The 21,603-nt window shown below is 74.9% G+C and carries 19 protein-coding genes; 5 read left to right on the forward strand and 14 right to left on the reverse strand.

All coding sequences use genetic code 11. The annotated features are described in order from the left end of the window. Window positions 1-2: 2 nt before the first annotated feature. A complete protein-coding gene (locus tag FXF52_RS11630) occupies window positions 3-596 on the reverse strand; it encodes an NADPH-dependent FMN reductase (RefSeq protein WP_148796330.1) in 594 nt (197 codons plus the stop codon). 114 nt (window positions 597-710) lie between these two features. Here FXF52_RS11630 and FXF52_RS11635 point away from each other — a divergent pair, with 114 nt between their 5' ends. Next, window positions 711-1,547 (forward strand): helix-turn-helix domain-containing protein, encoded by an 837-nt coding sequence (locus FXF52_RS11635; RefSeq protein WP_148796332.1) that lies wholly within the window; start codon window positions 711-713, stop codon window positions 1,545-1,547. A 143-nt stretch (window positions 1,548-1,690) separates the two neighbouring features. Here the strand turns inward: FXF52_RS11635 and FXF52_RS11640 are convergent, their stop codons facing one another. After that, entirely contained in the window at window positions 1,691-2,500 is an 810-nt protein-coding gene (locus FXF52_RS11640; RefSeq protein WP_148796335.1) for an Fpg/Nei family DNA glycosylase, read from the reverse strand. Between the two features lie 158 nt (window positions 2,501-2,658). Between FXF52_RS11640 and FXF52_RS11645 the strand changes: the two genes are divergently transcribed. Further along, window positions 2,659-3,333 (forward strand): DMT family transporter, encoded by a 675-nt coding sequence (locus tag FXF52_RS11645; RefSeq protein WP_148796337.1) that lies wholly within the window; start codon window positions 2,659-2,661, stop codon window positions 3,331-3,333. A 113-nt stretch (window positions 3,334-3,446) separates the two neighbouring features. On the opposite strand, the gene FXF52_RS11650 is transcribed toward FXF52_RS11645, so the two are convergent. Further along, window positions 3,447-3,815, reverse strand: a complete 369-nt coding sequence (locus FXF52_RS11650; RefSeq protein WP_148796338.1) for a helix-turn-helix domain-containing protein — start codon at window positions 3,813-3,815, stop codon at window positions 3,447-3,449. Between the two features lie 105 nt (window positions 3,816-3,920). On the opposite strand from FXF52_RS11650, the gene FXF52_RS11655 reads away from it, so the two are divergent. From FXF52_RS11655 to rocD, 3 genes are all read left to right on the forward strand, one after another. After that, window positions 3,921-4,559, forward strand: coding sequence for an NAD(P)-dependent oxidoreductase (locus tag FXF52_RS11655; RefSeq protein ID WP_148796340.1), 639 nt, complete (start codon window positions 3,921-3,923; stop codon window positions 4,557-4,559). Between the two features lie 173 nt (window positions 4,560-4,732). Continuing rightward, complete coding sequence (gene ddaH, locus FXF52_RS11660) at window positions 4,733-5,548, forward strand: dimethylargininase (protein WP_187413458.1); 816 nt, start codon at window positions 4,733-4,735, stop codon at window positions 5,546-5,548. After that, a complete protein-coding gene (gene rocD / locus FXF52_RS11665) occupies window positions 5,548-6,762 on the forward strand; it encodes an ornithine--oxo-acid transaminase (protein WP_187413459.1) in 1,215 nt (404 codons plus the stop codon). The genes ddaH and rocD overlap by 1 nt, the downstream gene beginning before the upstream one ends. A gap of 59 nt (window positions 6,763-6,821) precedes the next feature. On the opposite strand, the gene FXF52_RS11670 is transcribed toward rocD, so the two are convergent. The 11 genes from FXF52_RS11670 to FXF52_RS11720 form a co-directional block, all read right to left on the reverse strand. Further along, window positions 6,822-7,976, reverse strand: coding sequence for an FHA domain-containing protein (locus FXF52_RS11670; protein ID WP_148796342.1), 1,155 nt, complete (start codon window positions 7,974-7,976; stop codon window positions 6,822-6,824). A 251-nt stretch (window positions 7,977-8,227) separates the two neighbouring features. Next, window positions 8,228-9,280, reverse strand: coding sequence for an acyl-CoA desaturase (locus FXF52_RS11675; RefSeq protein WP_148796344.1), 1,053 nt, complete (start codon window positions 9,278-9,280; stop codon window positions 8,228-8,230). Between the two features lie 123 nt (window positions 9,281-9,403). After that, the gene (locus tag FXF52_RS43850; RefSeq protein WP_148796346.1) at window positions 9,404-13,183 is read right to left on the reverse strand and encodes an SCO7613 C-terminal domain-containing membrane protein; all 3,780 of its coding nucleotides are present in this window, start codon (window positions 13,181-13,183) and stop codon (window positions 9,404-9,406) included. A gap of 47 nt (window positions 13,184-13,230) precedes the next feature. Beyond that, window positions 13,231-13,551 carry a divalent-cation tolerance protein CutA gene (gene cutA, locus FXF52_RS11685; RefSeq protein WP_148796348.1) on the reverse strand — a complete coding sequence of 107 codons (321 nt, stop codon included), beginning with the start codon at window positions 13,549-13,551 and terminating at the stop codon, window positions 13,231-13,233. A 35-nt stretch (window positions 13,552-13,586) separates the two neighbouring features. Beyond that, window positions 13,587-14,621 (reverse strand): 1-acyl-sn-glycerol-3-phosphate acyltransferase, encoded by a 1,035-nt coding sequence (locus FXF52_RS11690; protein WP_148796350.1) that lies wholly within the window; start codon window positions 14,619-14,621, stop codon window positions 13,587-13,589. After that, a complete protein-coding gene (locus FXF52_RS11695) occupies window positions 14,621-15,454 on the reverse strand; it encodes a patatin-like phospholipase family protein (RefSeq protein WP_148796352.1) in 834 nt (277 codons plus the stop codon). Before FXF52_RS11695 ends, FXF52_RS11690 begins: the two co-directional genes overlap by 1 nt. A 170-nt stretch (window positions 15,455-15,624) precedes the next feature. After that, window positions 15,625-16,686, reverse strand: coding sequence for a glycosyltransferase family 4 protein (locus tag FXF52_RS11700; protein ID WP_148796477.1), 1,062 nt, complete (start codon window positions 16,684-16,686; stop codon window positions 15,625-15,627). 112 nt (window positions 16,687-16,798) lie between these two features. Beyond that, window positions 16,799-17,470, reverse strand: a complete 672-nt coding sequence (locus FXF52_RS11705) for a BON domain-containing protein (RefSeq protein ID WP_148796353.1) — start codon at window positions 17,468-17,470, stop codon at window positions 16,799-16,801. A 163-nt stretch (window positions 17,471-17,633) separates the two neighbouring features. Further along, window positions 17,634-19,277, reverse strand: a complete 1,644-nt coding sequence (locus FXF52_RS11710) for a trypsin-like peptidase domain-containing protein (RefSeq protein ID WP_148796354.1) — start codon at window positions 19,275-19,277, stop codon at window positions 17,634-17,636. A gap of 62 nt (window positions 19,278-19,339) precedes the next feature. Then, window positions 19,340-20,893 (reverse strand): cell wall metabolism sensor histidine kinase WalK, encoded by a 1,554-nt coding sequence (locus tag FXF52_RS11715; protein ID WP_148796355.1) that lies wholly within the window; start codon window positions 20,891-20,893, stop codon window positions 19,340-19,342. Further along, window positions 20,890-21,591: a response regulator transcription factor gene (locus FXF52_RS11720; RefSeq protein ID WP_073834697.1), complete on the reverse strand. Its 702-nt coding sequence runs from the start codon at window positions 21,589-21,591 to the stop codon at window positions 20,890-20,892. Before FXF52_RS11720 ends, FXF52_RS11715 begins: the two co-directional genes overlap by 4 nt. Between the last annotated feature and the right edge of the window lie 12 nt (window positions 21,592-21,603).

Below are 21,603 nucleotides of genomic sequence, written 5' to 3' on the forward strand. Positions count from 1 at the left end.
GCTCAGGCCGGGTACGGGGCGGCGTCCCGTGCCGTCCGCAGGGCGGCGGCCCACCAGGCGAGCTGGTCCAGCAGGGTCTTGGCGTACCCGGGCGCCTGGGGATCCAGCGGCCGCCCGTCCTCCCAGTTGGTGAAGTAGTTCGGGAAGGCCAGGCCGTCGCGGATCGTCACCGCGTGCAGCTCGGTGAGGACGTTCTCCAGGTGCAGGACGGCATGGCGACCGCCGGCGGCCCCGCCGTAGCTGACGAAGGCGACCGGCTTGGCCACCCACTGGGTGAAATGCCAGTCGATGGCCGCCTTCAGGGAGGCGGGGTAGCTGTGGTTGTACTCCGGGGTGACCAGGATGACGGCGTCCGCGTCCGCGAGCCGGGAGGTCAGGGGCGCCATCCCCGCCGGGCGCGGGTACGTGTCGCCGGCGTACTTCGGTGACATCGCCGGCAACGACAGCGGGATCTCGATCTCCGCGAGGTCGACGACGTCCACGTCGAACCCGCCGTGCTCGCGCGCCCGCTCGGCGACCCAGGACGCGACGACCGGCCCGAACCGGCCCTCACGGACGCTTCCCACGACAATGACCAACTTGTGCTTCTCGTTCATGCGATCCACGGTCCGCCGTCGGAGCGACGGCAACCAGACCGGGCGCAGGCTGGCCCCCGTAGGGCCAGGCTACGGCGTCGGCGGCTGCCGGAATCCGCCCTAGACTCTCGATCCATGAGTACGCCGTTGGGCGACTTCGTCCGGGCGAAGCGCGACAGCATCCAGCCGGAGTCCTTCGGTCTGCCCGATCGTGGTCGACGCCGCTCCCCGGGCCTGCGCCGCTCGGACCTGGCAGCGCGGGCCGGGATCAGCGTCGAGTACCTCACCCGCATCGAGCAGGGGCGGGACCGCAACCCGTCTCCCTCGGTGGTGAACGCGCTCGCGGACGCCCTGAGCCTGGATGCCGGGGAGCGCCACCACCTGCGCTACCTCGCGAAGATCACCGGCGGGGCCTGCTCCGCGTACCGGCGGCCGTCGCCGCCCAACCGCGAGGTCCGGCCCACCGTGCGGGAGATGCTCCGGCTGCTCGAACCCGGCGTCGCGTTCGTCACCAACCGCCTGGGCGACGTGCTCGCGTACACGAGCGGGTTCGAGCTGGTCATGCGCGGGAGCGGGCTGCTCGACACCGAGTCGCCCAACCTGACCCGCTACGTGTTCACCGACCCGCGCGCCCGGGCGTTCTTTCCGGACTGGGACCAGGTGGCCGACGAACAGGCCTTCGACCTGTGGCTCGGGCCGTCCGCCGAGACGTCCGAGTGGTTCAAGGCGGAACTCGCCCCCGTCGCCGGGCAGGAGTTCACCCGACGACTCAACCACCACCTGCCGCCGCCGCAGGTCCCGCTGCGGCTCGACCATCCCGCCGGGCACGAGCTGCGCTGGCACCGGGAGCGGCTGGAGCTGCCCAGCAGCGACGCCCAGCAGTTGGTCGTCCTCCTGCCCGCGGACGGGGCGACGGCGGAGGCCGTCGAGCGGCTCCGTCACCAGACCCGCGTTCTTCGCGCGGTCGGTTGACGCAGGGGTTCGCCGGCCCGGACGCCGCCCGGCTCACCGTCCACCCTGCCGACGCGCTCCAGGTCACCGCCGGCAGGTCGGAGGACGCGGCCGGGATCGTTTGAGCGGCAGCACCCGGGGTGGGCCAGCCACCGGGTCCGGCGTCAGCCGGCCTGGCAGGTGGGGCACCAGTAGAGGTTGCGGCCAGCCAGCTCGCCCCGGCTGACCCCGGCGCCGCAGACGTGGCAGGGCGCGCCGGGGCGGCGGTAGACGTACACCTCCCCGCCGTGCCGGTCGACCCGGGGCGCGCGGCCCATCGCCTCCGGCAGGTGCTCGTCCCGCACCGTGTCGATCCGCCCCCGCTCGACGGCGCAGGTCATCAGCGCGACCAGGTCCGCCCACAGCTCCGCCCAGCCGGCCGGGGTGAGGGCCCGCCCGGGCAGGGTGGGCGGCAGCCCGGCCCGGAAAAGCGCCTCGGTCACGAAGATCAGCCCGGTGCCGGCCACCACGGACTGGTCCAGCAGCAGCGCCGCCAGCGGGGTGGCGCTGCGGCGGATCCGCGCGTACGCCCGGTCCGGGTCGGCGTCGGCGCGCAGCGGGTCCGGGCCGAGCCGGTCGCGCAGCGCCGCCACCTCGGGCGGGGTGAGCAGCTCGCACGCGGTCGGGCCGCGCAGGTCCAGCCAGTGCGTGTCGCTGGCGAGCCGGAGCCGGACCTGGCCGACCGGGGGCGGCGGCTCGCCGGGCCCGTCGGCGAACTTGCCGTACAGCCCGAGGTGCACGTGCAGGGTCAGCTCGCCGGCGTAGTGGTGCAGCAGGTGCTTGCCGTACGCCTCGGTGCCGTCCAGGACGGTGCCGGTGAGCCGCGCCGCACCCTCGGCGAAGCGGCCCTGCGGGCTGGCGGCGTGCACCTTGTCGCCGGCGAAGAGCTCGGCGTGCCGGGCCGCCAGGCGGTGGATGGTGTGTCCCTCTGGCACGCGGCAACGGTAGCCCGGGAGCCCGGCGACCCCGCCGAGGAGTCCGGCCACCCGTCGACAAGTGTCGACTTTCCGGCGGCCGGGTACCTCCTGGGTGTCACGCGTGGCTGCCACTGCGTTTCCCCCGGCCTCCACGCACCAGATCAGGAGGTGTCGAAATGAAGATCCTGTCCCGCCGGCCCGGCCCGGCGCGCCATGAGGACGTGAACGGCGACGGCGTCGTGGACGCCCGCGACCGGACGGCCGTCGCGGACCGGGCGGACGCCCGGCCCGAGGTCACCGACCGCGACGAGGAGCGGACCGGGTACCGGAACACCGCGACCGACGGCGAGCGGCGGGCGGACCGGGCCACCGCCGACGGGGCGCTCGCCACGAAGGCGCGGCGCACCGGCACGACGGTCGACCCGGAGCCGAGCCTGGAGCGCACCGTCGACCTGGACCGGGACGGCCGGCCGGACCGGCCGCTGGCCGACGCCGACGGCCGGACGGCTCCCGTGGCCCTCGGTCCGAAGCCCCGGGCCAGCCTGCTGGCCACCCTCGGCCTGATCGTCTCGGTGGTCGGCGCGCTGTTCGTGCTGAGCGGCGCCCTCGCCGGGTACGGCATCGGGCTCGGCGCGGTCGGCGCGGTGCTCGCCGTTCTCGGCCTGGTCGCCACCCGCCGGCGGCACGTGGCCGGCACCACCGACGCGCTGATCGGCGTGCTGGTCGGCCTCGCCGCCGTGGTGCTCGGCATCGTCGCCATGACCGGCCAGTTCGACTGGCCGACCACCGACGGCGAGTGGGTCGGCCGGTTCCGGGAGTGGCTTGATTCACAGTTTGCCGCGACGTTCTGACGGGCACTGATCGGCTCGCCGGCGGTGCGCCGGCATGCCTCAGCCTGGTGGTTCACCAGCAGGGCACATCCTTTCGGGGGCGGCGGTTCGCCGCCCCCGAAGCGTTTCCCGGCTCAGTCCGCCGCGACGACGCCCTCGCGCGCGTCGATCAGCTCGTCCCAGTGCTCCCGGGCCCAGGCGCAGGCGACCTCGATCGGGCCGAGCAGGCTGCGCCCCAGCGGGGTCAGCGCGTACTCGACCCGGCGGGTGGGTGCGACGTGGACCGTGCGCCGGATCAGCCCGTCCTGCTCCAGCTTCCGCAGCGACCGGGTGAGCACCTTGGGGGTGACGGCCCGCAGCGGCACCCGCAGCTCCGAGAAGCGCCGGGGTCCGCCCTCCAGGCAGCGGATGATCATGCCGGCCCACTTGTCTCCGAACCGGATCGGCGTCAGGTCCGTCGGGCAGACTTCGTCGAACATGTCCGGGTCGAGCGGCGCACGCATGCCGCCCACCGTAGTCGGTATCCCGGTGGAAACCGGCCGCCCGGATAGCGTCCGCCCCGACCGGCCGGCGACCACGCCGGCCAACGGGTGATGAGGGGTACGTCGATGAGCAGGATCATCGTCTTCGGCGCCGGCGGCCGGGCCGGCCGGGCCGCGGTCCGCCAGGCGCGAAACCGGGGGCACCGGGTCACCGCGGTGCTCCGCGACCCGGCCCGCCACCCCGACCTGTCCGCCGACGGGCAGGTGACGGTGGTCACCGGGGACGTCACCGACGCGGACCGGGTCGCCGAACTGGCCGCCGGGCACGACGCGGCGGTCCACGCGGCGGCCGACTTGGCCGCGCCGGCCGACGTCTTCTTCCCGGCGGCGGCGCGGGCGCTGCTGGGCGGGCTCGGCCGGGCCGGGGTGGACCGGCTGCTGGTGGTCGGGCTCGCCTCGGTGCTGCCGACCGTCGCCGGCGTGCCGCTGCTCGACACGCCGGACTACCCGCAGGAATACCGGGCCTTCTGCCTGGGGCACGCGGCGGGGACCGAGGTGCTGCGGCAGGCCGGCGCGGCCGTCGACTGGCTGGTGCTCAGCCCCGCCGGAGACTTCGACCACGGCGGCACGCCGACCGGCCGGTACCGGTTCGCGCCGGCCGAGGCCGCGAGCCGGATCACGTACGCCGACCTGGCGGTGGCGCTGCTGGACGAGATCGAGACGCCCCGGCACCGGCAGCTCCACCTCGGGGTGGAGCGGGCCTGAGCGGCGACGCAACGATCCACCGCGGGATGAGCGCCAGACGCAACGATCCGACGCCGAACGCAACTTCTCGCGGTGGATGTCGCCGGCCCGCGCCACCTAACGTTGGACTACGGCGCCAGCCCGTGGGCCGACCGTGGCCGGGCGCGCCCGACCCCTGGGAGCACGACATGACGATGGACGCCACCCGCCAGCGCTTTCTGATGTGCCGGCCGACGTACTTCGCGGTCGACTACGCGATCAACCCGTGGATGGACCCCACCGCGCCGGTCGACGCCGACCTGGCGATCCGGCAGTGGGAGCAGCTCCGCCAGACGTACGTCGACCTGGGCCACGAGGTCGAGCTGATCGACCCGGTGGCCGGGCTGCCGGACATGGTCTTCGCCGCCAACGGCGGCACGGTGATCGACGGTAAGGCCATGGCGGTGCAGTTCCGCGACCCGCAGCGCGCCGACGAGGCCCCCGCCTACCGGGCCTGGTTCGAGGCCGCCGGCTTCGAGATGTACGACCCGAAGCACGTCAACGAGGGCGAGGGCGACATCCTGCTGGTCGGCGACCACCTGCTCGCCGGCACCGGGTTCCGCACCGCGCACGCCTCGCACGCCCAGTTGCAGGAGGTCTTCGGCTACCCGGTGATCACGATGCAGCTGGTGGACCCGCGCTTCTACCACCTGGACACCGCGCTCACCGTGCTCGACGAGCGGACCGTGGCGTACCTGCCGGAGGCGTTCTCGCCGGGCAGTCGGGCGGTGCTGCGCCGGCTCTTCCCGGACGCGATCCACGCCACCATGGCCGACGCCGAGGTGCTGGGGCTGAACGCGGTCAGCGACGGCCGGCACGTGGTGCTGCCCGCCCAGGCCACCGACCTCGCCGCCAAGCTGCGCGACCGGGGCTACCAGACCATCGGGATCGACCTGTCCGAGCTGCGTAAGGCCGGCGGTGGACCGAAGTGCTGCACGTTGCGACTCCGTCAGGGAAAGGCAGACAAGTGATCATCGACGACATGCTGCGGACGCCGTCCGCCGTACGGGACGCGGAGCGCCACACGGCGCACAACTACCACCCGCTGCCCGTGGTGATCTCGTCGGCCGAGGGCTCCTGGCTGACCGACGTGGACGGCCGCCGCTACCTGGACTGCCTGGCCGGCTACTCGGCGCTGAACTTCGGCCACCGGCACCCGAAGCTGATCGAGGCCGCGCACGCGCAGCTCGACCGGCTCACGCTGACCAGCCGGGCGTTCATCCACGACCAGTTCGCCGACTTCTGCCGGGAACTGGCCGAGCTGTGCGGCAAGGACCTGGTCCTGCCGATGAACACCGGCGCCGAGGCGGTGGAGACCGGCATCAAGGTCGCCCGCAAGTGGGGCTACCAGGTCAAGGGGGTGACCCCGGGCCAGGCGAACATCGTGGTCGCCGAGGGCAACTTCCACGGCCGGACCACCACCATCGTCAGCTTCTCCACGGACGAGGACGCGCGCGCCGACTTCGGGCCGTACACCCCGGGCTTCACGGTCGTCCCCTACGGCGACCTGGACGCGCTGACCGCCGCGATCGACGAGAACACGGTCGCCGTGCTGTTCGAGCCGATCCAGGGCGAGCAGGGTGTCGTGGTGCCGCCGGAGGGCTACCTGCCGGGCGTCCGTCGGGTCTGCACCGAGCGGAACGTCCTCTTCATCGCCGACGAGATCCAGTCGGGTCTGGGGCGTACCGGCGCGACGTTCGCCTGCGACCACGAGGGCATCGTGCCGGACATGTACCTGCTGGGCAAGGCGCTCGGCGGCGGCATCGTGCCGGTCTCCGCGGTGGCCGCGAACGCCGACGTGCTCGGCGTGCTCAAGCCGGGCCAGCACGGCTCGACGTTCGGCGGCAACCCGCTGGCCTGCGCCGTCGCCACCGAGGTGGTCCGGCTGCTGGCCACCGGCGAGTTCCAGCGCCGCTCGGCCGAGCTGGGCGAGCGGCTGCACGCCGGCCTGCGCGGCCTGATCGGCAAGGGCCTGGTCGCCGTCCGGGGCCGGGGCCTCTGGGCCGGCCTGGACATCGACCCGGCGCTGATGACCGGCCGGCAGGCCTGCGAGCGGCTGATGGAGCGGGGCGTCCTGGCCAAGGACACCCACGGCTCCACCATCCGGCTCGCCCCGCCGCTGGTGATCACCGAAGAGGAGATCGACCACGCGGTGGCCCAGCTCGCCGCCGTGCTGGCCGGCTGACCGCCGTACGCGAAAGGGCGCCGGGACCGCGACGGTCCCGGCGCCCTTCGTCGTCGGCCTCAGGGGCGCGGCAGCCGCATGGCCATGGTGGGAGCCTCGGCCATGACCGAGGTGGGGGTGAACTTCGCGTCGCTGGGCAACTCGTCGGCCCGGCCGACCTGCACGCCCGGGTAGAGCTCGATGATGTCGCCCTCGCCCAGCACCCGGGACTGCTGCGGGGCCAGCGCGATCCGGTCCGGCTCGGCCATCGAGCCGCCCGGCCGGACGCCCGAGCCGTTGGTGCTGGTGTCCGTGACGATGACCTCGCCTCGACCAGCCCGCAGCTCGAACCGGACGTGGCTGCGGCTGATCCAGCGCCGCGCCTCGTCGTTGAGCCACTGGCCGAGCACGATCCCACCGGCGGAGTCCGGCGCCCGCCCGACCAGCACCGGCTGGGTCTCGGTGAGCACGAACCGCCGCCGCACCAGCCCGCCGATGCGGACGGCCAGCACCTCCGTACGCGGCCGCGGCCCGGCGTCGCCGAGCCGGACCCCGTGCCGGGGGCAGGTCGGCACCCCGTTGCGCAGCGTGGGCGGCGGCTGGCCGGCCGGGGCGCGGTCCACCCGGGCCAGGTCGGCGAAGGCGCCACCGCCCCCACCGTCACCGAAGAGCGCGCACCCGGGCTCGGGGCAGCGCCACTGCCGGGCCAGCAGCTTCGCGCCGACCGGTGAGCGGCTGCCCGAGGCCGGGTCCTGCCCGCCGCCGACATGTGCGATGAACACCGGCCCACCGGCGCCGGGCACCGGGGCGAGCACCCGCCCGGCCTGCCCGAGCCAGGGAAACCGGCCGCCCAGCCCGTTGAACCGGACCCGGCTGAGCACGGGCAGCCCGAGCAGGTCGGCCACCTCCAGCATCCGATCGCCGGGGTGGTCCAGCACCTCCACCAGCCCGTCGTCCGCCCAGCGCCGGACCACCATCCGCTCGTTGGAGGTCAGGTCCGCGTCGGAGAGCAGGGCCCGGTGCACGATGGCGTAGACCGGGACGCTGTCCTCCCCCAACTGCCGGGACAGGGCGTCGATCACCATGCCGAGCCGCAGCAGGCTGGCCGGCCGCCCGCCGTCCAGGTTCTGCCAGCGGATCACCTCGGCCAGGTCCACCACGGCCCGGGCCAGTGCGGGGTCGGTGCAGACCCGCCCCTCGATGGCGTCGAGCACCTTGCTGATCTCGAATCTCATGCCGCGCTCCGGACGATGCCGTCGATCCGCCGGGTCGGGGCCTGCCCGCCCGGCTCGTTCCGCACCGCCGCCGCGGTGCGCCCGTCTGTCATGACCCGACCCTACCGGCAGCGCCGATCGAGGCCGGTCCACGCACGCCGGCAATCGACCTTCGTCGGTTGGTAGCGGCAGCCGGCAATCGGCCTTCGTCGGTCGGTGGCGGCGGCCGGCCGCCGGGCGGGCGGGGCGGCAGGCGCCCCGCCCGGGGCCGCTCAGGCGGTCCGCAGCGGGCGGCCGACCTCGTGCAGGTGTGCCAGGGCCTGCCGGTACGACTCGATCAGCCCGGTCTCCGTGTACGGGATGCCCTGCTCGGCGCAGTACGCCTGGACGATCGGCTGGGCCCGCCGCAGGTTGACCCGGGGCATGTTCGGGAAGAGGTGGTGCTCGATCTGGTAGTTGAGCGCCCCCAGCGCCACGTCCACGAACCGGCCGCCCCGCACGTTGCGCGAGGTGAGCACCTGCTTACGCAGGAAGTCGAGGTCGTCGTCGGCGCCGGGCATCGGCATGCCCTTGTGGTTCGGGGCGAACGCGCAGCCCATGTAGAGCCCCCAGAGCCCCTGGTGGATGGCGACGAAGAGCAGCGCCTTCCCCGGCGACATGACCGCGAACAGCAGACCGAGGTAACCGGCGGCGTGCGCGACGAGCAGCAGGCCCTCGACCGCGCGGTGCCGTACCGGGGTGCGCCACCGGCCGTCCGGCTCCCGGCCGACCAGCGCCTGCACGCTCGCCACGTGCAGCGCCAGCCCTTCGAGCAGGAGCAGCGGGAAGAACAGCCACGCCTGCCGCCGGGCGAGCCACCGGCCCAGCCCGCGGGTCGCCGCCGCCTGCTCGTACGTCCAGACCAGCGCGCCCGCCCCGACGTCCGGGTCCTCGTCCTCGTGGTTCGGGTTGGCGTGGTGGCGGTTGTGCTTGTCCACCCACCAGCCGTAGCTCAGCCCGACCGCGAGGTTGCCGGCGATCAGGCCGGCGAACTCGCTCGCGCCGCGCCGGCGGAACATCTGCCGGTGGCCGGCGTCGTGCCCGAGGAACGCCACCTGGGTGGTGGCCACCGCCATCCCGACCGCCAGCAGCAGCTGCACCCAGGAGTCACCCACCGCGGCCACCAGCACCCAACCGGCCACGAAGGCGCCCAGGGTGAGCCCGATCCGGACGGCGTACCAGGCCGGCCGCCGGTCGAACAGGCCCGCCTCGGCGACCCGCCGGGACAGCCGCGCGTAGTCGCTGCCCCGCCGGTTCGGTGGCGCCGTCAACGTCGATGAGGTCATGCCGGTTTCCGTCCCCTCGGTCGGTACGTCACACCGGGCGGCGCGACTCTCCGTAACCAAGCATGCCTTGATCGACTGCGCTGGGTAATCCAGCCAGCCCCCCAGCCGCGGGTGGTGCTAGCCCTACCCCATCCGGCCCACCGCGGCCCGCAGCCGGGCCAGGTCGCGCCGGCGGCGCTCGTAGGTGGCGGCGAGGGCGATCAGCGCCAGGCCGCCCAGGCCCAGGTAGATCCACCGGGGCAGCAGGTCCCAGCCCCTGGCCAGCTCGTGCAGCGCCAGCGGGACCAGGGCGGCCGCGCCGAGCACGACGGGTGCCTGCCAGCGCCGGACCGCCCCGCCCAACACCGCGCCGAGCGCGACGACCCCGAGCGCCAGCCGGCGCCACGGCTGCGGGTCCGGCCCGGCCAGCACCGACACCAGGCTGGGCAGCAGCGCCGCCGCGAGCCCCGGGCCGAGCGCCAGCCAGCTGTTCAGGCCCGGCCGGGTCCGCAGGGCCACCAGTCCGGCGCCGAGGGCGAGCGCCGCCGCCGGCACGCTGTACGCCTCCAGCACCGCCACCCCGCCGGCCGCGAGCAGCAGCCAGCCACCGAGCAGTTCGGTGCCGCCCGCCACACCGGCGAGAGCCCACCGCCGGCCGGTCGGCTCGCCCCGGCGGAGCACCCGTACCGCCACCACCGCGCCCCACAGCGCGCAGACCGCCGCCGCGTGCCGCAGTGCGCCGCCGGTGAGCAGCAGCGCCAGCAGGGCCACCGCGTGCGCGGCCGCCTCCACCGCGCCGGCCGCGCGGTCTCGTGCCCCGGGCGGACCCGCCAGCGTGGCAGGCACCCCCACCGGCACGCCCCCGGGGACCGCCGGCGCACCGTCGGCCGGGCCGGCCTGCGGCGCTGGACCCGCCGGCCGCGCCGGAACCTGGCGGAGCAGCGGTCCGGCGTGCAGGGCCGCCGCCGCCACGGCCAGGACCGCGAAGGCGGCGGTCCGCAGCGGCAGCCCGCCGGCCAGCGACGCGGTCAGCGCGAACCCGGTGGCCGCCGCCACGGCCGACAGCCAGCCGGCGAGCCGGGCGCCTTCCCGCCGGCCGGCCACTCCGACGACGGCGGCCGCGACAACCAGCGCGCCCAGCCCGGCGAGCGTCCCGGCCCGGGTGGCGGCCAGCCCGCCCAGCCCGGGCACGGTGAGCGCCAGCCCGAGCGGCCCGGTGACCGGCAGCAGCGCCGGGCGCGGCGCGGCGAGCGCGGCCACCAGCAGAGCGGCCAGCCCCGAACCGAACGCCAGCGCGGGAACCGCCGGCCAGGGAGCGCCGGCCGCCGCCAGCAGCACCGGCAGGGCGACCGCGCCGAACGGGAGCGCGGCCAGCGCCGGCAACGTCCAGTTCGGCTGGCGGCCAAAATTCGGCCCCCGCGCCGCCAGGCGACGCTCCGGACCGAATGACGGCCGGTCTGACACCACGCCGCGACCAGGGGCCGTCGCCATCCGGGCGTACGCCGCGGCGGCCGTGCCGAGCAGCAGCAGCGTCAGGCCGGCCGGGACCGCGCCGGGCACCGGCCCGCCGGCGGGCACCCCGGACCAGGGCCGGACCGGCAGCTCCAGGAGCACCCGCAGGGCCGCCGGGGCGGCCGCGACCACGGCCAGGCCGGCCAGTCCGGTGCCGACCACCCGGAGGGCGCCCGCCGGCCGGGCACCCCCGCCGGCGGCCAGCGCCAGCAGCACCCCCGCCGCGGCGTAGAGCGACACCCGCTCGGCGCCCGGTACGACCAGCGGCGCGACCCCGACCGAGGCGAGCGCGACGGCGAAGCCGGCCGAGGCGTACCCGTGCAGGTCCGGCCAGTGTCGACGGGCCGCACGGACGGCGACCACCAGCAGCACGACGGCGGCGGACGCGCCCCGCAGCCGCCACCAGGGCGCCGCGTCGAAGCCGACCAGCGCGACCGCCACCCCCGCCGGTACGGCGAGCAGCGCCACGCCGAGCGCCACCCCGGCGACGGCCGGCTGGGCCCCCTCGCCCCGGCGGCCTCGCGCCGCGACCACCACCCCGGCGATCGCCAGGACGGCGAAGCCCGCTCCCGCCCCGGCCGGGTCGGCGCAGCCGACCAGCAGGGCGTGGCCGAACAGGACCGCCGCGGCCAGGGCGGGGACCAGCACCGTCAGATACCGACGGCGTGGCCGGAACACGGCGCCGAGCAGCAGCGCGATGGCCGCCACCAGGTCGAGCGCCACCACCAGCGGCCAGGGGGTGGCCACGGCGGCCGGCGCGGCGAGCACGGCCAGCGCGCCGCCGGCCGCCGCGACCACCGGCCACGCGGACCGGGGCACCAGCAACGCCACCGCCCCGGCGATGAGCAGCACGGCCACCGGCAGCTGCCAGCCCCACGACGGGGCCAGGACCGGCTCCGCGCCCTGCCAGGCCGGGAACGCGGCGAGCGCGGTGGACCCGCCGACGAGCGCGGTGAGGATCGTGGCGACCTGCCCCGACCCGGCCGCCACCACCAGCGCGCCCACCCGCGGCCCGATACGCAGCCGCCCCGGCACCGCCCGCACGGCACCGGCCAGCCCGGCCGCCACCAGGCCGGCCGACACCAGCAACAGCCCCGGGTGCAGCGCGGCGACCGGTCGGATCAGCGCGATGGCCAGCACCGGCGCCAGCAGCCCCGCGGCGACCGCCCGGTACGCCCGGCCACCGGCCGCCAGCGCGCCGGTCAGCAGGGCGAGCGCCACCACCAGCAGCGGACCACCGGCCAGCAGCGGCGTGCCGGCAGCCCGCCCCAGCACGAGCGGGACCAGCGCGCAGCCGGCCGCGACGGCGAGCGCGACCGCGTGCCCGGTCCAGCCCAGCGCCCACCCGGCGCGCACCGCCGCCGACCCGCCGGGCACCGGCATGAAGCGCGGGTACACCGGAGGACCGGCCGGCGCGGCGGCCGGAACGGGTCCGGGCGCGGCGGCCGGCCCCCCGCCGGCCGCCGCCTCCCCGTTCGGGTCGGGGTGGACCGGCCCCCCGCCGGCCACCCCGCCCCGCCCCGGGTCACTCGCCGACGCCGCGCCGTCCACCCTCGACGGCAGCGCGGCCGGCGTGACCCGGTTCCGCAGGGCGATCACCACCACGAGATCGCCCAACGCCACCCCGGCGAACACCATTGCCCAGCCGGCGGCGGACGGGTCGGCGGCCACCACGGCCAGCGGCAGCACGGGCTGCGCGGTCAGCAGCGCCGCGAACCACGGCACGGTGAGCCGGCTGAGTCGCGCGTATCCGACCGCCACCGCCGCGCCGATCCCCCCGACCAGCGCGGCGTAGCGGCTTCCGGGCCAGCCCGTGACCCCGAACAGGTCCACCGACCAGGCGGCGTACCCGTCGAGGAGCACCAGCAGCAGCCCCACCGCGGCAAACGTCTCGGCGGTGCCGCGCAGCCCGCGCCACCGGGCCACCAGCGGCCCGGCGAGGGCGAGCGCGGTGAAACCCAGGAGGATCACCGCCCGCCCGGCGACCCCGAACGCGGCCCAGGCGACCGCCGTGAAGACCACCGCTGCGGTGCCGAGCAGCAGTCCACCGAGGACGAACAGGAGGCTCTGCACGGTCCGGGTGGAGGTCTCCGCCGCGCCGGGCCGTGCCGGGACGGCCGGCGGCGCGAGCACCGGTGACGGCACCGGCCCGACCGGGCGCGGCGGCGGGACCTCCCGCCGGATCCGCGCGGCCAGCTCCGCCCGGTGCTGCCGGGCCGTGCCGAGCCGGGCCGCCAACTCCTGGTACGCCACCCGGGCGCGCTCCACCTGCGGCGTGAGGGCGGCGATCTCCCGGTCCAGCCGCATCACCTCGACGGCCGGCGGATACGGCGGACGACCGCAGCCGGGGCAGCCGGAGGCGAGATCGGCCGAGGCGCCGCAGCCGGGGCAGGGGTAGCCGGTGTTCTCCACCCGGCCAGCATCGTGACCGGCGGGCCGGGCGGACAGAGTAGGCGTACCTAGGGGCGGGTGTGTTGCCGCACCCAGGCCGTGTAGTCCGGGTTGCCGCTCTCCATCCGGGTCACCAGGATCTCCGGCACCTCGTACGGGTGGTTGGCGCGGAGTTGGTCGATCAGCGCGTCCACCCGGTCCGGGGCGGTCTTGAACTGCACCGACCACTCGGCGGTGGTCTGGATGGCGGACTGCCACCAGTAGGTGCTGTCCACCGGTCCGCTCACCTGGGCGCACGCCGCCAGGCGTCCGGCGACGGCCGCGGCCGCCATGACGTCCGCGACCGCCCGCGCGTCCACCACCGTCGTCACCACGCAGATCTGCTCCACGAGCGCACCATACGTGGGATTCCTGGAAGTCCGCGTCACCGCGGGTCCGGTGCCCCCGCCGGACCGTCCCGGTTGGCCGCGATCCACCGGTCGATCCGCGCCCACCAGTCGAAGAGCCAGTCGATGCGGTCCTGCCGCCCGGTCGGGATGTCCTCCGGCGGCACCGACCAGAACCGCATCACGATCCGCTTGTCCATCGGCAGCTCCCGCCACACGTCGGTCACGGTGAGCATCCGGTCCAGCCCGGTGTGCGCGACGAACACGACCCCGGCGTCCGGGGCGGCGTCCAGGGCGGCTAGCAGCCCGCCGGGCTGTGGGGCGAGCACGTGCTGCATCCGTTCGGCGCGCGACGCCATCCGGTCCAGCCCGAGCGCCCGCAGCCGGGCGATGGCCCGCAGCCGCCGCCGCGGGGTGAAGTTGCCGCCCTCCGGAAAGATCACGAACGCGTCGTCGTCGTCCAGGTCGGTGGCGAGGTGGGCGATCTGCCCGAGCATCGTCTCCCGGCCGTCCGACCCGGGCGCGATGAACCGGTTGGGCAGCCGGTTGAGCAGCACGTCGATCGCCGGGTCCCACTGGAGGGTCGCCTTGAGCACGATCCGGGGCTCCCGGTGGAACCAGTTCACCAGCGCGTGGATCAGGATGAACGAGTCGCCGGGTCCGGCGTGCCGGCAGAGCACCAGCTCGGGGCGGCCGGGCAGGGCGGTGTCCGGGTCGGCGCCCACCACGTCGATCCGCAGCCGCAGCGCCCAGCGGGCCTGCCAGAACAGCACCCGCAGGAAGTGGCCGGCGAGCAGGTAGTGCGCCCGCTGGAAGGCCGGCGACCGCTTGCGCGCGCCGAAGCCGGCGGCCACCCAGAGCGCGAACAGGGCGAGCAGCGCGGCGGCGTCCCAGACCAGGTAGACGGTGGCGATCCAGAGCAGCCGCAACGGTCGCAGCCGCCCCGGCACCAGCGGCGAGGCGGCCAGCGCCAGCAACGCCCAGGCCGGCAGCGTGGCCAGCACCGCGACCGCGAGCAGCACCACGCCGGGGGCCAGCAGCAACCGGCGTACCCACCGCGGTGGCAGTGGCATCAGCGCTCCAGTTGGGTGTCCAGGTAGCGGCGGGAAGCGGTGTACGCGCGGCTGATCCGCCGCCCCACCGCCGCCATGTCCCGGTAGGCCCACGGGCTGTCCTCGCGCGGCTCCAGCCCGCCGGTGGGCAGCACGTGCACCTCCACCCCCTCGGGCAGGGCCGCCATCTCGCGGGCGAACCGGTGCCGGCGGGCGATCTCGAAGGCCACCTGCGCGATCTCCCAGGGCCGGCGGGGCGGGCTGAGCTCACGTTCGATCCGGCCCACCTGGAGTACGAAGATCTGCTTCGCGCCGAGCGCGACCGCCTCCCCGACCGGGATGGAGTTCACCACCCCGCCGTCGATGTAGTGCTGACCGTCGATCTCCTTCGGCGGCAGCAGCCCGGGCACCGAGGCGGAGGCGAGCACCGCCGGCACCACCGGCCCACTGTGGAACCAGTGCTCGGCGGCCCGTTCGATGTTCGCCGCGCAGCAGCGGAACGGCACCTTCAGGTCGGCGAAGGTGGTCTCCTCGCCCAGCTCGGTCTCCAGCAGCCGGCGCAGCGGCCGGGGTGAGTGCAGGTGCGTACGGGCGGCGAAGCGGCGCAGCTGCCGGGCCACCGAGTCCCCGTACACCTCGCTCGCCTCGGGCGAAGCCCAGAGCCGGACCAGCCGGTCGGTGACCGCCTCGCTCGGGTCGGCGGCGACCAGGGCGCCGTTGACCGCGCCGATCGAGGTGCCGAGCACCATGTCGGGCCGGATCCGGGCGCGGAACAGGGCGCGAAGCATGCCCACCTCGACCGCGCCGAGCACTCCCCCGCCGCCGAGCACGAACGCCACCGGACCGCCTGCCATGGCGTTCATCCTGGCACGAGGCGGAAAGCCGGCCCGCCGGAGCCGCCGCGGCGGATCCGCCCGGTCACCAGGCGCGACCGGGACCGTGCGCTAGGTGCTGGACGATCGCCGCCCGCAGCTGACCACGAGCGACCGTTCCCGGGCGCGGCCGTGCGTGGGCGGCTCGCCGGTCATCGGGCGGCGACCCGCGCCGTCTCCGGCCGGCCGGCCCGCACTCCCAGGTCGGCGATGAAGCTGTGGTACACCGACACGTAGCCGCGCGCCATCCGTTCCGCCGAGAAGTTCTCGGCGACGTGCGCCACGCAGTCCGCCGGGTCCAGCCGGATCGACTCGCGCAACGCCGCCGGCAGTTCGTCCGGCTGTTCGCAGAGCAGCCCGGTCAGCCCGGGGCGGACCAGCTCCGGCACCGCACCCCGGCGCAGCGCCACCACCGGCGTACCGGTCGCCATCGCCTCCAGCATGGCCATGCCGAACGGCTCCTCCCACTGGATCGGCATGATCAGGCAGCGGGCGTCGAGCAGCAGCCGCAGGGTGGCCTCGCGGTCGGCGTTCAGCACCAGGGTGACGTCGTCGCCCAGCAGCGGCTCGACCACCTGCTCGAAGTAGCGGCGTTCCGCCGGCTCGTTGCACTTGCCGGCCAGGGTGAGCGGCAGCCCGGCCGCCCGGCAGGCACGGATCGCCACGTCGGGCCCCTTGTCCGGGCTGAACCGGGCCAGCCAGAGCACCGGCCCCTCGCCCGGGGCGCGCTTGCGCGGGAAGTCCCGCAGCGGCATCGCGTTGTGCACCGTGCCCACCCAGGGCAGCCCCGGGTTCGCCCGGCGCTGGGCGTGCGAGATCGCCACCAGGCCCACACCCTGGTCGACGATGCCGAGCATGGTGCCGAACTCCCCGACCGGGTTGCCGTGCACGGTGGCCACGGTGGGCACCGACCGCCGGCCGGCGACCAGCGGGCCGATGGTGGTGTGGTCGTGGACGACGTCGAAGTCGGTCGGGTCCACCAGGCGGTTGACCTGGGCGAGGTGGGCCAGTTCGGGCAGTGACTCGCCCAGCCGGTCGTACTGGAGGTCGTCGCAGGTGGAGACGAACTCGGCGGCGGTGCCGTGGTCCCGGCCGGCGCCGAAGACGGTGACCCGGTGCCCCTGGTCGACCAGGCCGTTGACCAGCCCGGTCACCACCTGCTCCACGCCGCCGTAACCGGGTGGCGGCAGCGACAGCCACGGCGGTACCACCATCGCGATCCGCAACGGCGGTGCCCGGTCCGGCTGGTGATTCACGGCCACGAGTCCTCTCCGGTCGGCATCCGTGATCGGTGGCGGTTTCCCGCCCCGATCGGTGGCAAACGGATCAGGCGGCCACCACGATCCGGTCGTGCACCTCGCGCACCCCGGGCATGGTCCAAGCGGCACGTTCCGCCTCCTCGCGCTGCCACCAGGAGCGGACCACCCCGTCGAGCACCACGGTGTCCCCGGTGACCCCCACGCGGATCCGTTCCGTGCCGGTCCGGCGCAGCAGCACCCGTTGCAGGTCACGCCGGTTCTGCTCGTCGCTGGTCGGGGCCGGCGGACGGACCTCGATCAGGTTGGTGACCCCGCGTACGCCGCGCAGCCGGCGCAGCTCCCGCTCGGCGGTACGCCGCTGGAAGCCGTACTCCACCTCGCCCCGGAGCATGACCCAGCCGTTGGCGACCGTCACGTCCAGCCGGTCGGCGGGGACGTAGCTGTCCCACTCCAGCGCCCGGCTCGCCGCGATGGCGATGTCCGCGTCGGTACGCTCCTCCGCGGCGGGCAGCCGTACCTCGAGGTCGCTGGCGACCGCGCGGACCCCGCGTACCCGGTGCGCGCAGCGCTCCGCCGCCCAGCGCCGGGCGTAGCTGTCCACCTGGCCGGTGAGCGTCACCACCCCGTCGGCGACGGTCACGCCGATCTCGGTCGGCTGGGTCTGCGCATCCCAGTCCAACTCGGCGAGCACGTCCCGCTGGATTTCCTGGTCGGTACGGACGGCGGTCGTGGTCGTCATGGCGTCCCCTCCCATGCGTTTCCCGTGCGTCGAGGGTGCCGCCGGACGGGGTGAGCCGGGCTCACCCGGGCCGGGTGAGCGCACGAAAATGGGCGGCGGGTGACGGAGCCAACCCCCTTGACTCCGTCACCCGCCGCCCGTGGAGGAGGCAGGTCTGTGTTTGTCAGGACTCGGCGAGCGTCACGGTTGTCTGCTGCGCGGAACCGTTGCGCTTGAACTCCACCTGGACCCGGTCGCCGACCTTGCCCGCCTGGACGGCGCCGACCAGGTCGTTCGAGTCGTTGATCACCTTGTCGCCGAACTTGGTGATCACGTCACCCCGCTGGATCCCGGCCTTCTCGGCGGCGCTGCCCGCGGTGACCGAGGCGACCATGGCGCCACCGTCCTCGGCGGCGTTCACGCTGACGCCGAGCGACGGGTGGCTGACCTTCTCGCCGCGCTGGAGCTTCTCGGCGACGTCCTTGGCCTTGTTGCTGGGGATGGCGAAGCCGACGCCGATGTTGCCGTTGCTGCCCTGACCGGCGGTGGCGATGGCGGTGTTGATGCCGATCACCTCGCCCCGGGTGTTGACCAGGGCGCCGCCGGAGTTGCCCGGGTTGATCGGGGCGTCGGTCTGCAGCAGGCCGGAGATCGAGCTGGCGGCCTGCCGCGGGTCCATCTGCTGCCCGCTCTCGCCGGCCTGGATGGTGCGGTCGCGAGCGCTCAGGATGCCGGCGGTCACCGAACCCTGGAGGCCGAGCGGGCTGCCCAGGGCGAGCACCTGGTCGCCGACCTGCATGGCGTCGCTGTCGCCGAACTTGGCCGCCTTCAGGTCACTCACCCCGCTGGCCTTGACCACCGCGAGGTCGGTCTTCGGGTCGGTGCCGACGATTTTCGCCTGGGCCGTCTTGCCGTCGGCGAAGACCACCTTCACCGTGTCGCCGCTGGCGGAGGCGACCACGTGGTTGTTGGTCAGCACGTACCCGTCGGCGCTGAGGATCACCCCGGAGCCCTCACCGCTGTCCGTCATGATCGAGACCACGCTGTCCTGAACGGCGGCGGCGATCTTCGGCAGGTCGGCGCTGTTGATCACGGGCGCCGCGGAGTAGGTGCGGTTGATGGTGGTGCCGGAACCATCGGAGACGGCGAGCGCGAGCGCGCCGCCGGCCACTCCGGAGCCAAGCATCAGTGCCAGGGCCAGCGCCCCCGCGCCGATGAACTTCCCCGCCCGGCTCGGCCGCGGCGCCGGCTGCGGCGCGCCCCACGGCGGGACCGGCTGGCCGGCCTGGTGCGGCTGCGCGCCCGGGTACGGCTGGTGCTGCTGGTACGGCGGAACCGGCCCGCCGTGCGGCGCGTAGGCCGGGCCGGTCTGGTGCACCCCGGCGGCCCAGCCGCCCTGCTGCTGCCCACCGGCCCACGGGCTGGGCTGCTGCGGCTGCCCGGAGCCGGGGTACGACGGCGCGTACGGGCTGGCGGGGGCGGCCGGCGCCGCGAAGCGACCGGCGTCGCCGGCGGGCGCCTCGGAGCGACCGGCGTCGGCGACCGGCGCCTCGAAGCGAACGGTGTCGGCGGCCGGCGTGTCGGTGCGACCAGCGTCGGCGACCGGCTCGAAGCGAACGGTGTCCGCGGCCGGCGTGTCGGTGCGACCGGCTTCGGCGGCGGCCGGGGTTCCGGCGGCCGGGGAGTCGGCCGGAACCGGCGCGGCGGCCGGGGTGACGGTGGAGTCCGGGTGCCCGCTCTCGGCGTGGGGCAGCTCGGCGGTGGGGTGCGACGGCTCGGCGTCGGCGGGAGCCGGCGACCGCTGCGGATCGGTCTCGTGGTCGGTCATGGATCCACCTTCCCCCTTGGCACTGTCACCAGCCTGGAATGCGCCTGAATCTTCCCTGAAAGTCACTCGCCGGACTCGGGTGACTCCGGCAACAGCGGCAACTTCACCCGGAAGGTGGCCCCGCCGCCCGGCGTCTCGGCCACCTCGACCATGCCGTGGTGTGCCGCCACCAGCGCGGCGACGATGGCCAACCCGAGCCCGGTGCTGATCGGCCCGCCGGCCCGGCGGGTCCGTGCCGCGTCCACCCGGTAGAACCGCTCGAACACCCGCTCGGCCTGCTCGGGAGTGAGACCCGGACCGGTGTCCGCCACCTCCACCACGGCCAGGTTGCCCGGCTCGACACGCAGCCGCAGCGTCACCGAGGCCTCCGGTGGGGTGTGGGTGAGCGCGTTGGTCATCAGGTTGCCGATCACCTGGCGCAGCCGGGCGTCGTCGCCGAGCACCACCAGCGGCCCGGCGCCGGGCTCGATCTCCAGCTCGATCCGGCGTTCCGGTTCGACCGCCCGGGCCGCCTGCACCGCGTCGGAGGCCAGCACCGGCAGCTCGACCGGGGCCAGGGCGATCGGGCGTTCCCGGTCCATCCGGGCGAGCAGCAGCAGATCCTCCACCAGCAGGCCCATCCGGGCCGCCTCGTCCTCGATCCGGCGCAGCAGGCCGGCGGTCTCCTCCGGCTGGCGGGCCGCGCCCTGCCGGTACAGCTCGGCGAAGCCCCGGATGGTGGTCAGCGGGGTACGCAGCTCGTGCGAGGCGTCCGCGATGAACTGCCGCATCCGCTCCTCGGAGCGGCGGGCCCGCGCCTCCGACGCCTGAGCCGCGGCGGCGGCGTCCCGGGCGCTGACCTCGGCGCTGCGGGCGGCCGCCTCGGACGCGGCCCGGGCGGTGAAGGCCGCCTCGATCTGGGCGAGCATCGCGTTCAGCGCCCGGGAGAGCCGGCCCAGCTCCGAGGTCGGCACGGCTCGGCCCTCCTCCGGGTCGGGCACCCGTCGGGTCAGGTCACCGCCCGCGATGGCCGCCGCGGTCCGCTCGATCTCCACCAGCGGCTTGAGACTGGTACGCACGATGCCCGCGCCCACCGACGCCAGGATGATCAGCACCGCCCCACCCACCAGCAGGTCGATCCAGATCAGCTGCTTGACGGCCGAGTCGACGTCGGTGATGTGCTGCCCGAAGGCCAGGATCCGGCCGTTGCCGAGATCGGTGTAGAGCATGCGCCAGCGAGTCCGCCCGTCCTCGGAGCGTACGGTGAACGGCTTGCCGACCCGTGCCTGATAGCCGGCGTAGTCGGCGGGGAACCGCGGCAGTTCCTCCATGCTCAGTCCGGAGTAGCGGATCGGTTCCCCCACCTGTCTGGGGGTGGCCTCAGCGGCCACGTAGTCAGAAGGGATGCCGATGACGATCGTTCCCCCGCCACTCTGGTCAAGTACCCGGGCCACGCCGGCGGTGTTGCCGTGGAGCTGGTCGTCCACCTGGCCGATCAGGTAGTTGCGAAGGAAGTAGGCGGTGAGCGAGCTGATCACGAGAAGCGCGGCGGCGACCAGGGCCAGAACCGCGACGACCAGCTTGACCCGCAGCGGGACGGTCCGAAGGTGGCCCTTCGCGTCGTGGACGAGGTTCACGCCGCCGGCTTACGCAGCACGTAGCCGACCCCGCGCAGGGTGTGGATGAGCCGGGGTTCGGTGTTGTCGACCTTGCGCCGCAGGTAGGAGATGTAGGACTCGACGATGTTGTCGTCGCCCCGGAAGTCGTAGTTCCAGACGTGGTCGAGGATCTGCGCCTTGGAGAGCACCCGGTTGGCGTTGAGCATCAGGTAGCGCAGCAGCTTGAACTCGGTCGGCGACAGCTGCACCCGCTGGCCGGCCCGGTGCACCTCGTGGGTCTCCTCGTCCAGCTCCAGGTCGGCGAAGGTGAGCCGGGAGGGGGCTTGCTCGCCGGTGGCGGTACGCCGCAGCACCGCCCGGATCCGGGCGGTCAGCTCCTCCAGGCTGAACGGCTTGGTGACGTAGTCGTCGCCGCCCAGGGTCAGCCCCCGGATCTTGTCGTCGGTGGCGTCCCGCGCGGTCAGGAAGACCACGGGCGTACGCGTACCACCCTCGCGGAGCATCCGGATGACCTCGAAGCCGTCGAGGTCGGGCAGCATCACGTCGAGCACGACCAGGTCGGGCCGGTGGTCCTTGGCGGCGTTCAGGGCCGCGCTGCCGCTCGTCGCGGTGGCGACGTCGAAGCCCGCGAAGCGCAGGCTAGCGGAGAGCAGTTCGAGGATGTTGGGATCATCCTCGACGACCAGCAGTCGGGCCTCGGTCTGGGTAGCCACCATGGCACCCATCAT

This window comes from Micromonospora sp. MP36, from assembly GCF_008119785.1.
GTDB lineage: Bacteria > Actinomycetota > Actinomycetes > Mycobacteriales > Micromonosporaceae > Micromonospora.